Source organism: Stenotrophomonas indicatrix (genome assembly GCF_002750975.1).
GTDB lineage: Bacteria > Pseudomonadota > Gammaproteobacteria > Xanthomonadales > Xanthomonadaceae > Stenotrophomonas > Stenotrophomonas indicatrix.
In genome coordinates, this window is the sequence record NZ_PEJS01000001.1 from 3212892 (window position 1) to 3231452 (window position 18561).

The following is an 18561-nucleotide window of genomic DNA, read 5'->3' on the forward strand; positions in this document are numbered from 1 at the left end:
CCGATGTGGCCACCTCTTACAGGTCGCCCAGACCGCTGGCGCGGCCGTCTTCGCCCACTTCCAGCAGGCGCAGGGTATTGGTCGCGCCGTGGGTTTCCATGTGCTCACCGCTGGTGAACACCACACGGTCGCCGGCCTGCAGCATGCCGCCCTCCACCAGCAGGCGGATGCTGCCGCGTGCGGCTTCGCGCGGGGTGAAGCCCCGGCTGTCGAAGTTGATCGGGAACACATCGCGCATCAGCGCCATCTGCCGGCGGGCGCCGTCGTGGCGGGTGACCGCGAACACCGGTGCCGAGGCACGGAATCGCGACAGGTAGCGCGCGGTGCCACCGGATTCGGTCATCGCCACGATCGCGCGCACGCCCACGTGCTGGGACAGGAACATGGTGGCCATGGCAATGGCCTGGTCGGCACGTTCCAGGTTGCGCGGCGAAGCGCCGAAGTCGGTCTCGGTCTGGAACTGGCGCTCGGCGCCCAGGCAGATGCGCGCCATCGCTTCGACCGCCTTGACCGGATACGCACCGGCGGCGGTTTCGGCCGACAGCATCACCGCATCGGTACCGTCGATGACCGAGTTGGCCACGTCCAGCACTTCGGCACGGGTCGGGATCGGGCTTTCGACCATCGACTGCAGCATCTGGGTAGCGGTGATCACCACCTTGTTCTGCGCCAGCGAGGCCTTGATGATCTTCTTTTGCAGGCCCGGCAGTTCGGCATCGCCGATTTCCACGCCCAGGTCGCCACGCGCCACCATCACCACGTCACTGGCGTCGACGATCTCTTCCAGGTTCTCGATGGCCTCGGTGCGCTCGATCTTGGACACCAGCGCGGCGTAGCAGCCGTGCGATTCGGCGATCTCGCGCGCATCGTTCATGTCCTGCGCATTGCGGCAGAACGATACGGCGATGAAATCCACGCCGATCTTGGCGACGATGCCGATCAGTTCCTTGTCGCGCTCGGTCAGCGCGCCCAGCGACAGGCCACCGCCCTGCTTGTTCAGGCCCTTGCGATCGGACAACGGACCGTCGTTGAGCACGGTGTTGATGATGCGCTCGCCCTGCACTTCCACCACCTGCAGCTGCATCAGGCCATCGTCGAGCAGCAGCACGTCACCGGCGGTCACGTCCTGCGGCAGGCCGAGGTAGCTCACGCCCACCTGGGTGGCATCGCCGGGGCCGGCATCGGTGCTGGCGATCAGGTCGAAGCGGTCACCGGCCTTGAGATGCACCTTGCCCTCGGCGAAGCGCTCGATGCGGATCTTCGGGCCCGGCAGGTCTGCCAGGATGCCCACTTCCACACCCACGCGCTGCGCGGCGGCGCGCACATCGGCGGCACGCTTGGCCTGGCCGGACGGGTCACCGTGGCTGAAGTTGAGGCGCACCACGTTGACGCCGGCGCGGAACAGATCCTCCAGCACGCCCGGCGGATCGGTAGCCGGACCGAGGGTGGCAAGGATCTTGGTGCGACGCTGACGCTCGAACATGATGGATGGGCCTCTCCCGTTAAAGGACGGAAATTAGCACATCCTTCACGTCCCATGTATACGGTTACAGCCTTGTGCTGCCTGACTCTGCGGACATCGCATGGACATGTTCCGGACATACGCTGGTCGATGGCAGCCGAAACGCCGCCGGGCAAGGCCCGGCGCGCGGCATCGTCCAACTCAGGCGAGCAAGGCCAGCAGCTGCGCCGGATCACGGGCCAGCTGCCCGGCACCGGCCTCGGTCAGCTCCTGCTCGCCACCAAAGCCCCACAGCACGCCCACACTGCGCAGCCCGTGGTGACGGGCGCCCTCGATGTCCATGCGGCGGTCGCCGATCATCCAGCAGCGTTCCGGCGCCAGCTGCAGGCGATGCAGCGCCTCGCCCACCAGCTGCGGCTTGCTGCTGCGCGAGCCATCCGGGGTTGAACCGATCACGTCCTCGAACAGGCCACCGAACGGCAGATGCTCGACGATGCGGCGGGCATGCGGCTCGTTCTTGGCGGTGACCACCGCAAGACGATGGCCGCGTGCGTGCAGCGCGCGTACCACCGCTTCGATGTCCGGGTAGATCGTATGCTCGCGCCAGCCTTCCACGTCGAAACGCTCGCGATAGAAGGCCACGGCCTGCTCCACCCGCTCGGGCTCACCGAACAACGGCGCGAACGTGGTGCGCAGCGATGGGCCGATCCAGCCCAGCAGCGTTTCCTGCGGCGGCACCGGGTAATCCATCTTCTGCAGCGCATAGGCGATGCAGGTGGTGATGCCCACTTCCGAATCGATCAGCGTGCCGTCCATGTCGAAGAAGAGCGTTGCACGCTCTTCTCCGTCCACCCGCGGATCGACGCTCATGCGCCGCGCGCGGCCAGGGCAGCCACTGCCGGCAGCGTCTTGCCTTCCAGGAATTCCAGGAACGCGCCGCCACCGGTGGAGATGTAGCTGACCTGCTGGGCGATATCGAACTTGTCGACCGCGGCCAGGGTATCGCCACCACCGGCGATGGAGAACGCCGGCGAGCTGGCGATGGCGCGGGCCAGCGCTTCGGTGCCCTTGCTGAAGGCTTCGAACTCGAACACGCCGACCGGGCCGTTCCAGACCACGGTGCCGGCCTTGGCGATCAGCTGTGCGTACTGCGCGGCCGTCTGCGGGCCGATATCCAGGATCAGGTCATCTTCGGCCACCGCATCGACGGCCTTCACTTCGGCAGCCGCGTCGGGCAGGAACTGCTTGGCGGTGACCACGTCCATCGGCAGCGGGATGTCCGCACCCCGCGCCTTGGCGTCGGCCACGATCTTCCGGGCGGTATCCAGCAGGTCCGGCTCGTACAGCGACTTGCCGACCTTGTAGCCGGCCGCCGCGATGAAGGTGTTGGCGATGCCACCACCGACGATCAGCTGGTCGACCTTGCCGACCAGGTTGGCCAGCAGTTCCAGCTTGGTGCTGACCTTGCTGCCGGCGACGATGGCCAGCAGCGGCTTGGCCGGCGCATCCAGGGCCTTGGCCAGCGCATCCAGCTCGGCCATCAGCAGCGGGCCACCAGCAGCGACCGGGGCGAAACGGATCACGCCATGGGTGGACGCCTGCGCACGGTGCGCGGTACCGAACGCATCCATCACGAACACATCGCAGAGAGCGGCGTACTTCTTCGACAGGGCTTCATCGTCCTTGCCTTCGCCAACGTTCATGCGGCAGTTTTCCAGCAGCACCAGCTGGCCCGGCTGCACGTCGACGCCGTCGACCCAGTCACGCACCAGCGGTACTTCGCGGCCCAGCAGCACCGACAGGCGCTCGGCCACCGGCGCCAGCGAATCGGCTTCGCTCCACACGCCTTCCTTGGGGCGGCCCAGGTGCGAGGTGACCATCACCGCCGCGCCCTGCTCCAGCGCGCGCTTGAGCGTCGGCAGGGAAGCGGTGATGCGCTGTTCGGAGGTGATGCGGCCATTCTCGATCGGCACGTTCAGATCCTGGCGGATCAGCACGCGCTTGCCGGAGAGGTCGAGGTCGGTCATGCGGACGATGGACATGGGCAACTCTTTGGCTCTGGAGATGGGATGCCGGCGTGCGGCAGACGGTCATTGTATCGGGTGCGGCTGGCGGCCGCGCCGCTGCCTGCGGCAGGCTTCGAAGCAACGGCAACAGCAACGGCAACGGCCGAAGCACTGGCGCTTCGTTGTGCTGTGGGTGGGCCGGGGCGGTGTGGGCCCGCGGCGGACGCCGTGAATCCCCAGACCGGCCCAGCCGCTGGCGGCTGTGCGTTCGGGCGCTTGCGAAGCAGTGCTTCGCAATCAAAGCGCCCTCACCCCTGGAGGCTCGGGCGCGCCATCCATGGCGCTTACGCCCCCGCGACCCCACACCACCCCGGCCTCGACAGGTTCATGAGGCGGAGCGGACGGCAAAGGCAAAAGCAAAGGCGGTTTCTGGGGTCGGATGAAGAAAGAAGGGGTCGGAGCCGTTTTCCTGCGGAAAACGGCTCCGACCCCGATGGCCGTGGAGCGAAGCGACCCGCTTTGGCTCCTGCTCTTCTTTTTTCTCTTCCGTGGGTGGACGCACACGGAAATTGTCAGAGGCCGGGCGGGTGGGCTGGGCAGGGGTGTCAGCCGCATGGATGCGGCTGCCAAGCCTACAAGGACGTACTTGCGGCGTCCCCTGCACAGCCCACCCGCCCGGCCAAACCACGGCTTCTGCTCTCAACGACCGGCCACCCACGAGGGGCTGCGCCGTTCGCTGCAAACTACGCCGAAGGCGACGGCTTCTGCTTCAGCAGGCTCAACGCCAGTCCACCCACAACCAGCACGCCCAGCCCCAGCAACGCCCACAGCAACCACGCCTTCCAATCGTGCTGCGGCTTCAGCGCTGCGTCACCGGCGAGCGTCTCCGGACTGCCCTCCAAGCGTGCCAGCGTCGGCTGCCACGACGGATCATTGCGCTGCCGCAGTTCCTCGATCAGCACCGTGATCGGCGCCTCCGCGCGGCGCGCGGTCGTACTGCCCACGGCCAGCGCGTAGGGCGCTGCGCCCTGGCTGAGGAACACCATCACCTCCGGTTGATAGCCCAAGCGCAGGGTCGGGGCGCTGGTGGTCTCCACCGGGCTCGCGACCAGCTTCCAGTAACGGTCGCGGTACATGCCGCCCAACGGCTGGGCCGCCGATTGCTGGCGCTGGCCCGGTGCCCCCTGCTGCAGCTGATAGGCGATCCAGGGCGCGCTGCGGCGCTGCCATTCGGCGCTTTCGTCGTCGCGGCTGAACAGGGTCCACTGCACCAGGCTGTTGTCGGTGCTGGCCACGTCGGCGCGGGTCACCGGGAATCGACCATCCAGTTCAAAGGTGAATTCCCCCTTGCCCTGCGCGGTCGGTGTCAGCGACAGCCACTCCCAGGGCACCGTTGCCGGTGCCGGCGGCAGTTCGGCCAATACACTGCGCAGCTCCGGCAGGCGCGCCTCGCCCTGCGGCAGGATCCGCAGGTAGCGCACATTGCTGTCGACCTGCAGGCGTCGCTGCAGCAGGCGCTTGCCCGCACGCTGCAGGTCCACCAAGGGGACATCACGGGCGATCGACTGCCAGCGCTGCAGATCATCGCTGGCGTCAAGCTGTACCTGCGCCTGCAGCGGCTGGCCACTTTCGGCCCAGTCCAGCACCAGCGCTGCCAGCGGCTGCTGGCCGAGCACGCTGGCATCGATCAACCAGCCGCCCTGCCCGTTCGCCACCGCACCACCACCAAGCCTGGCCTCGACCCGGCGCACACGGCCGTCGGTATCGCGCTCGGTCAGCAGCTGCAGGTCGTTGCGCTGGGCCTCGGCCAGCGGTGGCAGCGCGAACCACGGCAGTTCGCGCTGCACCGGCGGCTGCGCCAACGGCTGGTCCGGCGCCAGCAGCGCCGATGGCAATGCCTGGCCGGCAGCGTTGAACACCTGCAGATCGCCGAGATCAGCGGCGCCTGCGCGGCGGTAGATCGCCGGCTCCAGCACCACGCGATAGGCACCGGACTGCGCGCTGGACAGGCTCAGCGGCCACTGTTCGGCGTACTGCGCGCGGTAGTCCGTGGCCTGCGCGGCAACCGCACCGGCCACGCCGAACAAGACCGGCAGCAACGCTCGGCTCCACTTCCTCATTGGTTTTCCTCCACGGTTGGCGGCGCGCTCGGCGGCGCGGGCGCCAGATAGCCCACCACGGTGCACAGCAGGCCGTAGGCGATGAACGATGCGATTCCCAGCAGGTTGCCCAGATGCTGGCGGTCGATCAGCACCAGCTTGGCCAGCACCACGGCCATCAACACGGCACCGACCATCCACAGTACACGCTGGCCGCGACGCGAGCCCCACACCCAGGCGATCACGCCCAGTACGCTCCACAACACGGTCAGGCTGGTCTGGGCCAGGCTGAAGCGGGCCATCGTCGGATCCCAGACCACACCGCCCCAATGATGCACGCCGTGCAGCACGGTGCTGGTCAACGCGATGAAACCGGCCACGGCCAGCACCGGCACACGCAACCGCTGCAGCTGCGCCGGTCCCTGCGGGTCATACAGCCAGCGCGCGATCAGCAGCAGGCTGACCCACTGTGCAAGCTCGGCAGGATTGAGCAGCGGCAACCACGGCAACGGCGTGGCGTCGCCCGCCAGGGTCAGGCCGAACAACCAGGCCAGCGCCAGCAGCGCGAAAATCACACACTGCAGCGGCAGGCGCACCGGGTCAAACGCAGCACCCAGCGGCCAGCGCAGCACGTTCCAGCGCCACAGCGACAGCGCCGCCAGCAGCAGCCACGGCAACGTGACCAGCAATGCCGTCCAGCCCTGCGCCAGGCGCGCGTCGCCGCCGCCCCACAGGGCCAGCAGCGAAAGCAGCGACGGCCACAGCAGCCACCACAGGAACTGCGCGATACGGGCCACGCCGCCGCTGCCCTGGCGCAGGCACAGCAGGCTGCGCACGCCGAGCACGGCGAACACTGCCCATGCCAATGCGCCGTAGCCGGCAAACGGCTGCTGGTGGGCATCGCTCTGCAGCAGGGCCAGCGGGAAGCCGGCGGCCAGCATCGCCAACGCGGTCACGCCCAGCGCACGTGCCGGCATGCGGCGCTGCACCTCCGAGGTCAGCCAGGCGGTGACGGCGGCCAGCACCAACACCGCGTCGGCCTGCGCCGAATGCTGGAAGAAGCGGCCGATTTCATGCACCAAACCGCCCAACCACCACAGCAGGCCCCACAGGTAGTACGCCAGGGCGATGTCATGGCGCTGCCTGCGCTGATAGCTCCACGCCGCCGCGAAACCCGCCACGGCCAGCAGCAGTGCGCCGATCGCGGTCGGGTTGAGCAGGAAACGCTGGTCCTGGTGCCAATGGTCGGCGCCCACCACGAATGCGAATGCGGCGGCGAGCTGCAGCAGCGCACCGGTCACCTGCGGCAACCAGCGCTTCTGGCGCAACCCCAGCCACGCCAGGCCGGCACCTTCCAGCGCGAACACCGCACCGGTGGCCCGCGCCGACAATGCCAGCGGCACCGCCAGCGTCGCAAAGCCCACGGCCAGTACCGCATGCGACTGCGCCAGCACCGTGTACGACGCGCGTGCGATCAGGGCCCGTGCCAGCAGCGCATAGATCGCTGCCAGGCCCAGCGCGCACAGGGCCAGCTTCATCGGTTGTTCGTGCAGCATGCCGGCCTGCAACGAGAAGGCGATCAGCGGCGTGCCGAACACCAGGCTGCCGTCGACCAGATCGCGACGCCCGGCCGGCTGCCGGCGCGCATACAACAACGGAATCAGCAGATAGAAGACGAAGAACAGCAGCAGGAACGGTTCGGTACTGGCGAACTTGGCCGCGTCGTACTGCAGCACGCCCCAGAAGGTGCCGATGCCGAAGGTGAACGCGAAACCCAGCAGGTTCAGCACACGCCACGGGCGGTACCAGGCAATGGCGAAAATGCCCGCGTTGAGCACGGCGTAGTAGCTGAACAGCCCGACGTGGTTGCCACTGCCGGTGGACAGCCACAGCGGCGCCATGAAGCCGGCCAGGATGCCCAGCACTGCCAACGTCCTCGAGTTCTGCACGACCGCCAGCACGCACAGCCCCGCCACCAGCGCGATCGAGCTGGCAAAAGCGAAGCCGGGCGCGAGCAGATCGAAACGCTTGAAGGCAGCGAAGATGGTCAGCAGCAGTACGCCGATGGCGCCCCCCTGCAGGGCCAGCGCGAACATCCGCCGGCGCTCGCGCTGGTGCCAGCCGAAGGCCAGCAGGCCCAGCGCACCGACGGTGATGCCCGCCAGCCGCAGCTCGACCGGCACCACCAGCCAGCCCTGGTCGCTGACGTACTTGAGCAGCGCAGCAACGCCGGCCAACAGCACCAGCATGCCGATCTTCACCGGCACATTGCCTTGGGTGAACCAGTGTTTGACCGCACCGATCGCGCGCTCGACCAGGTTCGGCAGGGCCGGTTCCGCTGGCAAGGGCGGCAATGTGGGCTCAGGTGGCAACGGCGGTGGCGGCGACGGACGCGCGGGTTGGACCGGTGGCGGCAGGTCCTCGCGGGCGGCAACCGGCGGCGGGGCCGTGGCCGCCGTGGGCCGCAGGAACGAGGGCTCGCTGCCGGGTTCGCGCGATGCCGCAGGCGCGCGCGGCGGCGCGGCCACTGCCGTGGGCGCACGGCCAAGCGTCTCTGCCGAAGTGGGCGCGACCTGCACGCTCTGTGCGGCCTCCAGCGCGGCGACCCGCCGGCGCAGGCCGGCAATCATCACCAGCGCCACCACCAGCAGCAGCGGTATCGCCAGCAGGACCAGTACTGCCAGGACCAAGAGTGCTTCCATTCCTCGCCTTCCAATGCGATCCCGCGCCACGATGGCGGCGGTCGACGGGCCCATGCTACGTCAGGCCGGGCCCCTTAAACGACGAACCCCGGCCAGGCCGGGGTTCGCGCGACGATCTTCGCAGGCCTTACTTGGCTGCGACGACCTTGGCCATTTCCAGGCACTTGTTGGAATAGCCCCACTCGTTGTCGTACCACGACACGAGCTTGACGAAGGTGCCGTCCAGCGCGATGCCGGCGTCTGCGTCGAACACCGAGGTGTGGGTTTCACCGCGGAAATCGGTGGCCACCACCTTGTCTTCGGTGTAGCCCAGGATGCCCTTCAGCGCGCCTTCGCTCTGTGCCTTCACTTCGGCGCAGATCTCGGCATAGGTGGCTTCCTTTTCCAGCTCGACCGTCAGGTCGACCACCGACACGTCCGAGGTCGGCACGCGGAAGCTCATGCCGGTCAGTTTCTTGTTCAGTTCCGGGATGACCACGCCGACGGCCTTGGCGGCACCGGTGGAGGACGGAATGATGTTCTCCAGGATGCCGCGGCCGCCGCGCCAGTCCTTGTTGGACGGGCCATCGACGGTCTTCTGCGTGGCGGTGGCCGCATGCACGGTGGTCATCAGGCCGCGCTTGATGCCCCACTTGTCATTGATGACCTTGGCCAGCGGCGCCAGGCAGTTGGTGGTGCACGAGGCGTTGGAGATGATCGCCTGGCCAGCGTAGGTCTTGTCGTTCACGCCGAACACGAACATCGGCGTGTCGTCCTTCGACGGTGCCGACAGGATGACCTTCTTGGCGCCGGCATCGATGTGCTTCTGCGCACTGACCTTGTCCAGGAACAGGCCGGTGGCTTCGAGCACGACGTCAACGCCGACTTCGTCCCACTTCAGGTTGGACGGATCGCGTTCCTGGGTCAGGCGGATCTTCTTGCCGTTGACCAGCAGATCCTTGCCATCGACGGCTACGTCGGCCTTGAAACGGCCGTGCACGGAGTCGTACTTGAGCATGTAGGCCAGGTAATCCGGCTCCAGCAGATCGTTGATGGCCACGATTTCGATGTCGTCGCCGAAGTTCAGCACCGCCGAGCGCAGGACGTTACGCCCGATGCGACCGAAACCGTTGATACCAACCTTGATTGCCATGTTCTCAAGCTCCTGCAGCCGCGACAGGTGCGGCGGGGTGGATAGGGCCCACAAGTCTAGCAGGCCGGCCTTGACCACCGCCGGCCAAGCCCGCCGCCGGGACGGGGGCCGGACAGGATTTGATCCGGATCAAAGCGTTAGCGCGGCGTGAGGCCGAGACTGGCCACATCCACCCAGCAACGAGATCACCCCCATGCGCAAGACCTCCCCCCTGATCGTGGCCAGCCTGGCCGCCGCCCTGTCGTTGGCCGCTGCCCCGGCCATGGCCCAGTCCAAGGGCGACTGGACCCTTTCCGCTGGCGTGCACCAGGTCGCCCCGAAGTCGAACAACGGCTGGCTGGCCGGCGGCACCCTGAAGGTCGACGTCGACAACGACGTCAAGCCGACCATCACCGGTGAGTACTTCATCGCCGACAACCTGGGCATCGAAGTGCTGGCGGCGCTGCCGTTCAAGCACGACATCAACATCAACGGCCTGGGCCGCGTGGGCAGCACCAAGCAGCTGCCGCCGGTGGTCACCCTGCAGTACCACTTCAACAGCAAGGGCAAGGTGTCGCCGTTCGTGGGCGCCGGCCTGAACTACACGACCTTCTTCAGCGAAGACACCACCGGTGCGCTGGCGGGCAGCAAGCTGAAGCTGCAGGATTCGTGGGGCCTGGCCGCGCATGCAGGCATCGACTTTGCGATTGGCGAGAAGGGCGCCCTGCGCGTGGACATGCGCTGGATCGACATCGACAGCAAGGTGAAGCTGGACGGCGAGAAGATCGGCACGGTCAACATCGATCCGCTGGTCTACGGCGCGTCCTACGTCTTCAAGTTCTAAAGGGGTTGATTGGCGGGGGCTGCGCCCCCGCTCCCCCGCTACAGGCAAAACCCTCGCAGCATGTTGCCCCGGTATGTGTGTGCCGGGGCTTTTTTGTTGGGCGCGACGGGCCCAGGTCCCGGTGTGGGTCGAGGCAGGGGAAGGGGCCGGGACACGCCGTAAACCCATCCATGGGGGCTCGATGGCGCCATCCATGGCGCCAACGGTCCCGTCCCCTTCCCCTGCCTCGCCCTTCCATTTTCCACGCGCGCGCAAGCGCAAGCAGAAGCGGGCAACCGCATTGCGCAGTTGCCATCGGCTGCATGCGATTGCGGGCTGCAGGATGAGATCCTGCATTTGACTGTGATTCTGCTTTTGTCGTTTGCATCCGCCAACGCGGCCATGTTGGATGGTGGCTGCAGGGGCAGGCGCTGCGGGACCGTCCGCGGCATGGGCCCAAGGCATGCCTCGGGCGGGTTGGACAGGATGTCCAACCCCGGTCTTGCCGTATGCGCAGGACAGCGCACACGAGCAAGCCGCGGCCGAGCCTACAGGGACGTACTTGCTGCGTGTCTCGCAGCGCCTGCCCCTGCAGCCACCTGCCCAGCGAACAGGAACGCGCCGCTTTCCATCAACCACCCTTCTCCCCCGCTGGCTAGAATGAGCGGATGAAAGCACTGCACTCCCTGTTCCTCGCCGCCGCCCTCGCGCCGGCCCTGCTGACCCTGTCCGCACCCGCCCATGCCTGGGGCGCGCAAGGCCACCGCCTGGTCGCCGAAGTCGCCGACAGCCGCCTCAACCCGACCACGCGCGCTGAAGTCGACCGCCTGCTGGCCACCGAACCCGGCGCCACCCTTGCCAGCATCGCGCCCTGGGCCGACCAGCTGCGCGCCAAGGACCCGGGCCTGGGCCGTCGCTCGGCCGGTTGGCACTACGTCAACATCGCCGAAGATGGCTGCCACTACGAGGCGCCGAAGCACTGCAAGAGCGGCAACTGCATCGTCGAAGCGCTGAAGGCGCAGAGCGCGATCCTCGGCGACCGCAGCCTGACCGATGGCGAGCGCCTGCAGGCACTGAAATTCGTCGTGCATCTGGTCGGTGACATCCACCAGCCGATGCACGCCGGCTACGGCCACGACAAGGGCGGCAACGATTTCCAGCTGCAGTTCGGCAACCGCGGTACCAACCTGCACTCGCTGTGGGACAGCGGCATGCTCAATACCCGCAAGGTCGACGATGCCGGTTACCTGCCGGTGCTGCGCGCACTGCCGGCGCCGAAGCTGGCACGCCAGTCCAACCCGCAGCGCGATCCGGTCAGCTGGGCTGAAGCCAGCTGCCGCATTTCGGTGCAACCTGGCGTTTACCCTGCCTCGCGTAAGATCGGCGACGACTACACCACGCGCTACCGGCCGGTGGCCGAAGCGCAGCTGCGACTGGCCGGTGAAAACCTGGCGCAGTTGCTGAACCGCGTGCTCGCCACACGCTGAGGAGTGCCCGATGTCGGTCCAGGTGCAATCGTTCTTCCACCGTGACAGCAACACCTTCAGCTACCTGGTCAGCGACCCGGCCAGCAGCGAGGCCGCGCTGATCGACCCGGTACTGGATTACGACCCGGATACCGACGCCAGCAGCGAATCGCCGGTGCGCGCGATGCTCGATGCCATCGCGCAACAGCAGCTGCACGTGCGCTGGCTGCTGGAAACCCACGCCCATGCCGACCACGTGTCGGCAGGACGTCGGCTCAAGCAACGGTTCCCGGATGCGACGCTGGCCATCGGCGAAGGCATCCGTGCGGTGCAGGCCACGTTTGCACCGCGCTATGGCCTGCAGCTGCCCGAGGAACATGCCGTCTTCGATCACCTGTTCGCTGATGGCGAGACCTTCGCACTGGGTGAACTGCAGGGGCGCATCATCGCCGTACCCGGCCACACCAGCGACAGCATCGCCTATCTGATCGACGATGCGCTGTTCACCGGCGATTCGTTGTTCATGCCCGATGGCGGCACCGCACGCTGCGATTTTCCCGGCGGCGATGCTGCGCAGCTGTACCGCTCGATCCAGCGCCTGCTGGCCCTGCCCGATGCCACCCGCGTATTCGTCTGCCACGACTACGGCCCGGGCGGACGCGATTTCGCCAACGAAACCACCATTGGTGAACAGCGCGCGCACAATATCCACGTGCATGAAGGCGTGGCCGAGGCGGAGTTCGTCAGCGTGCGTCAGGCGCGTGATGCGACCCTGGCAGAACCGCAGCTGATGCAGCCAGCGGTGAAGGCCAACATCCAGGGCGGCGCGTAGGGCCCGCACGGTCGCCTCATCGCGCCAGCAATGACACCGCGTCATTTGCCCTGCGTGCGCACCACATGCTGGCCCTTCACGATCTCGAAGGTGAAGGCATACAGCAGGCTCACCGGCACCGGTTCGACGCGCTCGGCGCCTTCGCAGTCGCCACGGTCGCTCGGCACCTTGCCGGGAGCGAAGTGGCAGACCGCGGCGGGCGAATACTTCCACATCGCCACCGCCTCCTGCGCAGCCTGCAACAGCGGCGCATTCTCGCTCGCCGCGCCTGCCGCGCATTCGCTGCGGTCGACCAGCGCCAGGCTTCGCTCGACAGCGCCTTCGGCATCGACCACCACCTGCAGGCAGATCGTGGTCGGCGCCAGCTCGGTGCGCGGGTCACGATCACCGATCTGCGGATCCGGCGCCGCATACAGCTGCGGCATCCGATAGCCTTCGGTCGCTCCCAGCGTGTACGCCTGCACTTGGCCGCTGCCGCCTTTCCCTTCCGCATGCAGGCGCTGATGGCCGACACTCTCATTGCGGGTATCGACGGTGGTCAACCGTTCCTGGGTGGCGCAGCCTGCCAGCATCCCCACTGCCAACAGCAGCGCGATGCGCATCACCTGGCGGTCTCCGTCACGTCGTCGCTCTCATCCATGGCGAAGGTGATCGGAATGCGTACAGCGCCCGCCACCGGCTTGCCGTTCTTCAGCGCCGGGCGATAGGTCCAGCTTCGTGCTGCTGCAATCGATACCGCTTCAAACACGCCCGGATTGGTGGCACTCACTACACGCACATCACTGACAGCACCTTGCGCATCAACGTCGACGCGGAGCACCACCACGCCTGTCTGGCTCTGCTCGAACGCGCTCTTCGGGTAGCTCGGTGGTGGCATCTTGTCGACCCGGATCTCGCGATCCATGACGGCCACGGTTGGGCCGGCCGCCATTGCTCCACCCTGGCTGGCCCACGCCACCGCCCCCACGCCCAGGCACAACCCGACCACCAGCACCTGCCCCGACACCCACGGCAATGCCTTCCGCTTGGACTGCTTCAACATGGCGATACGCTCCTTCAACACAGGCTGGCTGCGCCAGTGGCATACCGCCGGCGCAACCGGATGGACCAGCTGCGCCTTCAGCAGCGTGCTGGCGTAGAGGCCGCGCAGCGCAGGCTGCGGGGCAATGGTGCGGGCGTCGCAGGCCAGTTCCTGGTCACGCAGGAAACGGCGTGCGGCCCATGGCAGCAGCGGATGGAACCAGAACACCGCGCGCATCAGCAGCAGTACGCCGTTGGCCCAGTGATCGCCATTGCGACGATGGCTGTGCTCGTGCTGCAGGATCAGCGCCTGCTCCTGTGCAGTGAACTGCTGGTCGAAATCGGGGCCGACCACGATGCGCGGCCGCCACAGGCCCACCAGCGCCGGCAGCCCGGGATCGCCACTGGCCTGCCAGCTGCCATCGGCGCGTGCCTGCAGGCCGCCCATGCCGCGTTCGAAGCGGCGCTGTGCGCGCAGGTCGCGCAACAGACAGAGGCTCGCGCCCAGCGCCCACGCCAACAACAGCAGCAAGGGCCATTGCAGAGATGACGCAGGCAGGCCCTCCACTGCTTCCGGCACGACCTTCAGTGGCAAGGTCGGCACATGCTGCAACAGCGCGACCTGTGGCAGGGGAATCAACAGCGTGGCCAACAGCAGGGGCAGCAGCCACCAGCTGCGGTAAGCCAGGCCGGCGCCGCCCAATCGCACCAGCAACGGCCGCGTCACCGCCAGCAGGACCACGCCCACCGCCAACCACAAGCTGGCCTGCCACAGACCATCGAGCAGCTCATTCATGGTCCAGCTCCTGGATCAGCTTCTTGAGTTCGGCGATGTCCTGTGCGCTGAGCTGGCCGCGTTCGCTGAAGTGCGCCACCAGCGGCGCCACCCGGCCCTCGAAGACACGGCCGAGGAAGTCCTGGCTCTGCGCCTCGACCCAGACCTGGCGCTGCAGCAGCGGCCGGTACAGGTAGCGCCGGCCATCGCGCTCGGCGGCGATCGCGCCCTTGGTCAGCAGGCGGTTGAGCAGGGTCTTGATGGTCGGCTCAGCCCAGTCGCGGTGCGCCAGTGCGGCCACCACCTCGTCGGCGCTGCGCGGTGCCTGCTGCCACAGCACCTCCATCACAACGGCTTCGGCTTCGCTGATCGGGGTCATGGTTTACATCCGTAATCGACGGTTCGATTACGCGCGTAATCGAATCGACTGTCAACCCCTCGACCGGTAATTCATCACGCCTGCGCCAGCATGGGGGGCCTCCACCGCAGGTACCGGCATGAAGCCCTTGCGCAAACGTGACTTCCCGGTCGAGCAGGCCCGGCGCTTCCTCGAGCCCGGCCCCATCGTGCTGGTCAGCACCGCCTGGCAAGGCCAGCGCAACCTGATGACGATGGGCTGGCACATGGTGATGGGCTTCTCGCCCTCGCTGGTCGCCACCTACCTGTGGAACGAGAACCACAGCTTCAGCCTGGCCCGCAGCAGCAGCGAATGCGTGATCAACATCCCGGGCGTGGAGCTGCTGGACACGGTGGTCGATATCGGCAACTGCAGCGGCCGTGACGTGGACAAGTTCGAACGGTTCGGCCTGGATGCGATGCCAGCGCGGGAGGTGGGGGCACCGCTGGTGGGCCAGTGCCATTCCAGCTTCGAGTGCCGCCTGCATGACGACAGCCAGGTCGAATCGAGCAACCTGTTCATCTGGGAAATCGTGCGCGCCCATGTTGCGCCTCGCCCAAAGCTGCCGCGCACGGTGCATTACCGGGGCGATGGGCAGTTCATGGTGTCCGGTGCCGAAGTCTCGCGTCGACGGCGGTTCAAGCCCGACATGCTGTAATGCCAGCACTCCCCCAAGCAGGACCGCCCCGGATGACCGAACACCTCACCGACCTCGACGCCGCCGTTGACTGGCTGTTTGCGCGCGTGGATGGGCCGCTGCGGATCGGTGCGCCGCTGGCGCTGGGTAAACCACACCGCCTGCTCAACGCCCTGTATGCGCGCGTCGAACAGGACCCGTCGCGGCCGCTGGAGCTGTATACCGCGCTGTCACTGAACCCGCCGCAGGCAAAGGGCAACGGCCTGGAAGCACGTTTCCTGGCACCGTTCGCGGCCCGCCACTTCGGTGAAGACTTCCCGCGCATGGCCTACGCCGATGCAATCGCCCGCGATGCGTTGCCAGCGCATGTGCAAGTGGAAGAGTTCTACATGCAGTCCGGTGCCCTGCTCGGTTCGCGACAGGCGCAATCCAGCTACACCAGCCTCAACTACACCCACGCTGCCGACGCGGTAGCGCAGCGCGCGCCGCAGGTGATCGTGCAGAAAGTGGCGATGCGCCCGGACGACCGACGCCTTTCGCTGTCCTGCAACAACGACATCACCCAGGACACGCTGGACGCGATGACCGCACGCGGCCTGCCACGCCCGCTGCTGGTCGCCGAGATCGATCCGCAGCTGCCCTATCTGGGCGGCACAGCCACGGTCGACGTGTCCTTCTTCGATCTGGTCATCACCCCGCCAGCGCCGTATCCGGCGTTGTTCGGCCTGCCACGGCAACCGGTGGCCGACGCCGACTACGCCATCGGCCTGTATGCCAGCACCCTGGTGCGCGACGGTGGCACCCTGCAGATCGGCATCGGCACCCTGGCCGATGCACTCAGCCACGCATTGGTACTGCGCCACACCGACAACGCACGCTACCGCCGCGTGTTGAACGCGCTGGATCCGCAACTGGCCAGCCATCCGCTGGTACAGGAGATCGGCGGACTGGACCCGTTCGAGATCGGCCTGTACGGCTGCAGCGAAATGCTCAACGAGGGCTTCCGCCGGCTGGTGCAGACCGGTGTGATCAAGCGCAAGGTGCATGACGATCTGGCACTGATGCAGCGCATCGAGAACGGCAGCACGCTGTCCATCGACCATGCCACGTTGGAGGCCGAGGGCGAATACCTGCACGGCGCGTTCTACCTGGGCTCATCCGAATTCTACGAATGGCTGCGCACCCTGCCCGAGGACGAATGCCGGGCGATCGGCATGCGCCGCATCAGCGAGATCAACCAACTGTACGGTGGCAACGAAACGCTGGAGCGCCTGCAGCGCCGTCACGCCCGCTTCTTCAATTCCTGCATGATGGCCACCGCGCTGGGCGCGGCGGTATCCGACGCGCTGGAGGATGGCCGTGTGGTCTCCGGCGTGGGCGGCCAGTACAACTTCGTGGCGATGGGGCACGCCCTGCCGGAAGCGCGCAGTGTGCTGATGTTCCGCGCTGCCCGTGATGACCGCGGCCAGCGCGAATCCAACGTGCGCTGGAACTACGGGCACACAACCATTCCGCGCCACCTGCGTGACATCTATCTCAACGAGTACGGTATCGCCGACGTGCGTGGCCTGACCGACGACGACTGTGTGCACGCGATGGCGGCCATCACCGAAGCACCGTTCCAGGGCGCCCTGCTGCAGCAGGCCTTTTCGGCACGCAAGCTGGCCGCCACGGCGCAACCTGATGCGCAGCGGCTGCAGCGCAATACACCCCAGGCGCTGGCGGCGGCGCTGGCGCCGTTCCGCAACGATGGCACCCTGCCCGATTACCCGTTGGGCAGCGACTTCACCGAGATCGAACAGGTACTGGTGAAGGCACTGGGCTGGCTGAAGGCCAATACACAGACGCGCGGCAGCAAGCTGCGTACCGTGTGGGACGCGCTGTGGCAGCCTGCAGGTGATGGTGACGCGGTGTATCTGCAGCGGATGGAACTGCAGTCGCCCAAGGACTTCGGCGAACGGCTCAATGCACGGTTGTTGAGGCTGGCCCTGGCGCGCACCGCGTAGCTGCATCGCCGATTGCAGGACTGGGCTGGCGGGCTGGCTTGGCATTGGCTCGCCATTCCTGTATCACGATCGCTCGATCATTTTCCCGATTACGTCTCATGCGCCACCGCATTACAGCCATCCACCACAGAGCGTGCTTCTCGAGCAGCAGTTGTGCATGGTTGGCCATCAACGATGTGCCGATCGAGCTGTGGCTGGCCCAGCATCTGGACCATCCCGACCTCGAAGTGCATGGTCTTTCACTGATGTGGTTGATCGACGAGGATGAGGATGCGCTGGCCAATCGGCGCATCATCCCTGCCGCGAATGGAACCTCCACCCTGGTGCCGCTGCTGGTGTGTAGTGACGACATGGATTTCGCCTGTTCTACGCTGATGACCGAGCAGGTGATCGAGGGCGATGTCGTGCGCTGGCAGCGGTTCGGTCGCAGTGAAACCGGGGGCCTGGAAGTCGGCGCCTCCACGTGCTGGTATCCAGATAGCAAACCAGTGACATTTGCACTTGCCGACTTCAACCAGGCCTTGAGTGAGCATCAACGGCTCATCAAGGAATCCATCGGCAGCCAAGGCTGATCCAAGGAACACCGTAGCACTGACCTGGAACACCTCCCTGGACAGCCTCGGGCACGTGCACGCCAAGGCGTCAGCGTGTTCATGCGCTACGCTGTGCGGATGAACGACGATTCCCGTTTCCTGCATGACCTGCAACGCCGCCAAGCCGATGGCGAGCACCTGCGTTATCTGTGCTTCTGGGGCCACCAGCCGCCGCGCATGGGCGTGGCGGCGTCGTGTTTCAGCCAGTGGTACGACGCAGGTTTCAACATCGAAGGCGTGCACTACCCCACTGCCGAGCACTTCATGATGGCCGGCAAAGCGCGACTGTTTGGTGCCACCGACATCCTCGAACAGGTTCTCGCCAGCCGCACGCCTGACAAGGTGAAAGCGCTGGGCCGGAAGATCGACGGCTTCGACGAGGCTCTCTGGGCGCAGGCGCGCTACGCCCTGGTGGTCGAAGGCAATCGGGCCAAGTTCTCGCAGAATGCGGCGCTGGGTGATTTTCTGCGCGCCACGGCAGACCAGGTGCTGGTGGAAGCCAGTCCGGTGGATTTTATCTGGGGAATCGGCCTGGCCAAGGATCACGCCGACGCACACAACCCGGCGCGGTGGCGCGGATTGAATTTGCTGGGGTTTGCGCTGATGGACGTGCGGGACACGATGTAACGCGC

The 18561-nt window shown here is 66.7% G+C and carries 16 protein-coding genes; 7 read left to right on the forward strand and 9 right to left on the reverse strand.

The features are described from left to right. Nucleotides 1-16: 16 nt before the first annotated feature. The 6 genes from pyk to gap form a co-directional block, all read right to left on the reverse strand. Nucleotides 17-1483: a pyruvate kinase gene (gene pyk / locus CR918_RS14830; protein WP_032975201.1), complete on the reverse strand. Its 1467-nt coding sequence runs from the start codon at nt 1481-1483 to the stop codon at nt 17-19. Between the two features lie 180 nt (nt 1484-1663). Then, on the reverse strand, nt 1664-2332 hold the full coding sequence (locus CR918_RS14835; protein WP_099843481.1) for an HAD hydrolase-like protein: 669 nt from the start codon (nt 2330-2332) through the stop codon (nt 1664-1666). Beyond that, the gene (locus CR918_RS14840) at nt 2329-3504 is read right to left on the reverse strand and encodes a phosphoglycerate kinase (RefSeq protein ID WP_099843483.1); all 1176 of its coding nucleotides are present in this window, start codon (nt 3502-3504) and stop codon (nt 2329-2331) included. The genes CR918_RS14835 and CR918_RS14840 overlap by 4 nt, the downstream gene beginning before the upstream one ends. A gap of 707 nt (nt 3505-4211) precedes the next feature. After that, nucleotides 4212-5588 (reverse strand): DUF3999 domain-containing protein, encoded by a 1377-nt coding sequence (locus CR918_RS14845; protein ID WP_025874254.1) that lies wholly within the window; start codon nt 5586-5588, stop codon nt 4212-4214. Beyond that, a complete protein-coding gene (locus CR918_RS14850) occupies nt 5585-8269 on the reverse strand; it encodes a DUF2339 domain-containing protein (protein WP_099843485.1) in 2685 nt (894 codons plus the stop codon). The genes CR918_RS14845 and CR918_RS14850 overlap by 4 nt, the downstream gene beginning before the upstream one ends. A 127-nt stretch (nt 8270-8396) precedes the next feature. Next, the gene (gap, locus tag CR918_RS14855; RefSeq protein WP_025874252.1) at nt 8397-9401 is read right to left on the reverse strand and encodes a type I glyceraldehyde-3-phosphate dehydrogenase; all 1005 of its coding nucleotides are present in this window, start codon (nt 9399-9401) and stop codon (nt 8397-8399) included. A 193-nt stretch (nt 9402-9594) separates the two neighbouring features. Here gap and CR918_RS14860 point away from each other — a divergent pair, with 193 nt between their 5' ends. From CR918_RS14860 to CR918_RS14870, 3 genes are all read left to right on the forward strand, one after another. Then, nucleotides 9595-10224, forward strand: a complete 630-nt coding sequence (locus CR918_RS14860) for an OmpW/AlkL family protein (protein ID WP_025874251.1) — start codon at nt 9595-9597, stop codon at nt 10222-10224. Nucleotides 10225-10871: 647 nt separating this feature from the next. Beyond that, nucleotides 10872-11690 carry a S1/P1 nuclease gene (locus CR918_RS14865; protein WP_032977182.1) on the forward strand — a complete coding sequence of 273 codons (819 nt, stop codon included), beginning with the start codon at nt 10872-10874 and terminating at the stop codon, nt 11688-11690. A 10-nt stretch (nt 11691-11700) separates the two neighbouring features. Next, nucleotides 11701-12501 (forward strand): MBL fold metallo-hydrolase, encoded by an 801-nt coding sequence (locus tag CR918_RS14870; RefSeq protein WP_033831871.1) that lies wholly within the window; start codon nt 11701-11703, stop codon nt 12499-12501. 41 nt (nt 12502-12542) lie between these two features. On the opposite strand, the gene CR918_RS14875 is transcribed toward CR918_RS14870, so the two are convergent. The 3 genes from CR918_RS14875 to CR918_RS14885 are packed head-to-tail and all read right to left on the reverse strand — an operon-like array spanning nt 12543 to nt 14675. Further along, nucleotides 12543-13103 (reverse strand): hypothetical protein, encoded by a 561-nt coding sequence (locus tag CR918_RS14875; RefSeq protein WP_099843487.1) that lies wholly within the window; start codon nt 13101-13103, stop codon nt 12543-12545. Beyond that, on the reverse strand, nt 13103-14317 hold the full coding sequence (locus CR918_RS14880; protein WP_099843489.1) for a M56 family metallopeptidase: 1215 nt from the start codon (nt 14315-14317) through the stop codon (nt 13103-13105). The genes CR918_RS14875 and CR918_RS14880 overlap by 1 nt, the downstream gene beginning before the upstream one ends. After that, entirely contained in the window at nt 14310-14675 is a 366-nt protein-coding gene (locus CR918_RS14885; RefSeq protein ID WP_099843491.1) for a BlaI/MecI/CopY family transcriptional regulator, read from the reverse strand. Before CR918_RS14885 ends, CR918_RS14880 begins: the two co-directional genes overlap by 8 nt. Before the next feature lie 118 nt (nt 14676-14793). On the opposite strand from CR918_RS14885, the gene CR918_RS14890 reads away from it, so the two are divergent. From CR918_RS14890 to ybiA, 4 genes are all read left to right on the forward strand, one after another. After that, nucleotides 14794-15351 (forward strand): flavin reductase family protein, encoded by a 558-nt coding sequence (locus tag CR918_RS14890; RefSeq protein ID WP_099843493.1) that lies wholly within the window; start codon nt 14794-14796, stop codon nt 15349-15351. 32 nt (nt 15352-15383) lie between these two features. Next, nucleotides 15384-17336, forward strand: a complete 1953-nt coding sequence (locus CR918_RS14895; RefSeq protein ID WP_099843495.1) for an acetyl-CoA hydrolase/transferase C-terminal domain-containing protein — start codon at nt 15384-15386, stop codon at nt 17334-17336. A 98-nt stretch (nt 17337-17434) separates the two neighbouring features. After that, nucleotides 17435-17908: a hypothetical protein gene (locus tag CR918_RS14900; RefSeq protein WP_025874243.1), complete on the forward strand. Its 474-nt coding sequence runs from the start codon at nt 17435-17437 to the stop codon at nt 17906-17908. A 99-nt stretch (nt 17909-18007) separates the two neighbouring features. Next, entirely contained in the window at nt 18008-18556 is a 549-nt protein-coding gene (gene ybiA, locus CR918_RS14905; protein WP_099844389.1) for a riboflavin biosynthesis intermediates N-glycosidase, read from the forward strand. The last annotated feature ends 5 nt before the right edge of the window (nt 18557-18561 follow it).

Excerpts from the sequence above, each read along its gene's own strand:
- pyk (WP_032975201.1), bottom strand. The coding sequence starts at position 1,483 with ATGTTCGAGCGTCAGCGTCGCACCAAGATCCTTGCCACCCTCGGTCCG.
- CR918_RS14835 (WP_099843481.1), bottom strand. The coding sequence starts at position 2,332 with ATGAGCGTCGATCCGCGGGTGGACGGAGAAGAGCGTGCAACGCTCTTC.
- CR918_RS14840 (WP_099843483.1), bottom strand. The coding sequence starts at position 3,504 with ATGTCCATCGTCCGCATGACCGACCTCGACCTCTCCGGCAAGCGCGTG.
- CR918_RS14845 (WP_025874254.1), bottom strand. The coding sequence starts at position 5,588 with ATGAGGAAGTGGAGCCGAGCGTTGCTGCCGGTCTTGTTCGGCGTGGCC.
- CR918_RS14850 (WP_099843485.1), bottom strand. The coding sequence starts at position 8,269 with ATGGAAGCACTCTTGGTCCTGGCAGTACTGGTCCTGCTGGCGATACCG.
- gap (WP_025874252.1), bottom strand. The coding sequence starts at position 9,401 with ATGGCAATCAAGGTTGGTATCAACGGTTTCGGTCGCATCGGGCGTAAC.
- CR918_RS14860 (WP_025874251.1), top strand. The coding sequence starts at position 9,595 with ATGCGCAAGACCTCCCCCCTGATCGTGGCCAGCCTGGCCGCCGCCCTG.
- CR918_RS14865 (WP_032977182.1), top strand. The coding sequence starts at position 10,872 with ATGAAAGCACTGCACTCCCTGTTCCTCGCCGCCGCCCTCGCGCCGGCC.
- CR918_RS14870 (WP_033831871.1), top strand. The coding sequence starts at position 11,701 with ATGTCGGTCCAGGTGCAATCGTTCTTCCACCGTGACAGCAACACCTTC.
- CR918_RS14875 (WP_099843487.1), bottom strand. The coding sequence starts at position 13,103 with ATGCGCATCGCGCTGCTGTTGGCAGTGGGGATGCTGGCAGGCTGCGCC.
- CR918_RS14880 (WP_099843489.1), bottom strand. The coding sequence starts at position 14,317 with ATGAATGAGCTGCTCGATGGTCTGTGGCAGGCCAGCTTGTGGTTGGCG.
- CR918_RS14885 (WP_099843491.1), bottom strand. The coding sequence starts at position 14,675 with ATGACCCCGATCAGCGAAGCCGAAGCCGTTGTGATGGAGGTGCTGTGG.
- CR918_RS14890 (WP_099843493.1), top strand. The coding sequence starts at position 14,794 with ATGAAGCCCTTGCGCAAACGTGACTTCCCGGTCGAGCAGGCCCGGCGC.
- CR918_RS14895 (WP_099843495.1), top strand. The coding sequence starts at position 15,384 with ATGACCGAACACCTCACCGACCTCGACGCCGCCGTTGACTGGCTGTTT.
- CR918_RS14900 (WP_025874243.1), top strand. The coding sequence starts at position 17,435 with ATGCGCCACCGCATTACAGCCATCCACCACAGAGCGTGCTTCTCGAGC.
- ybiA (WP_099844389.1), top strand. The coding sequence starts at position 18,008 with ATGAACGACGATTCCCGTTTCCTGCATGACCTGCAACGCCGCCAAGCC.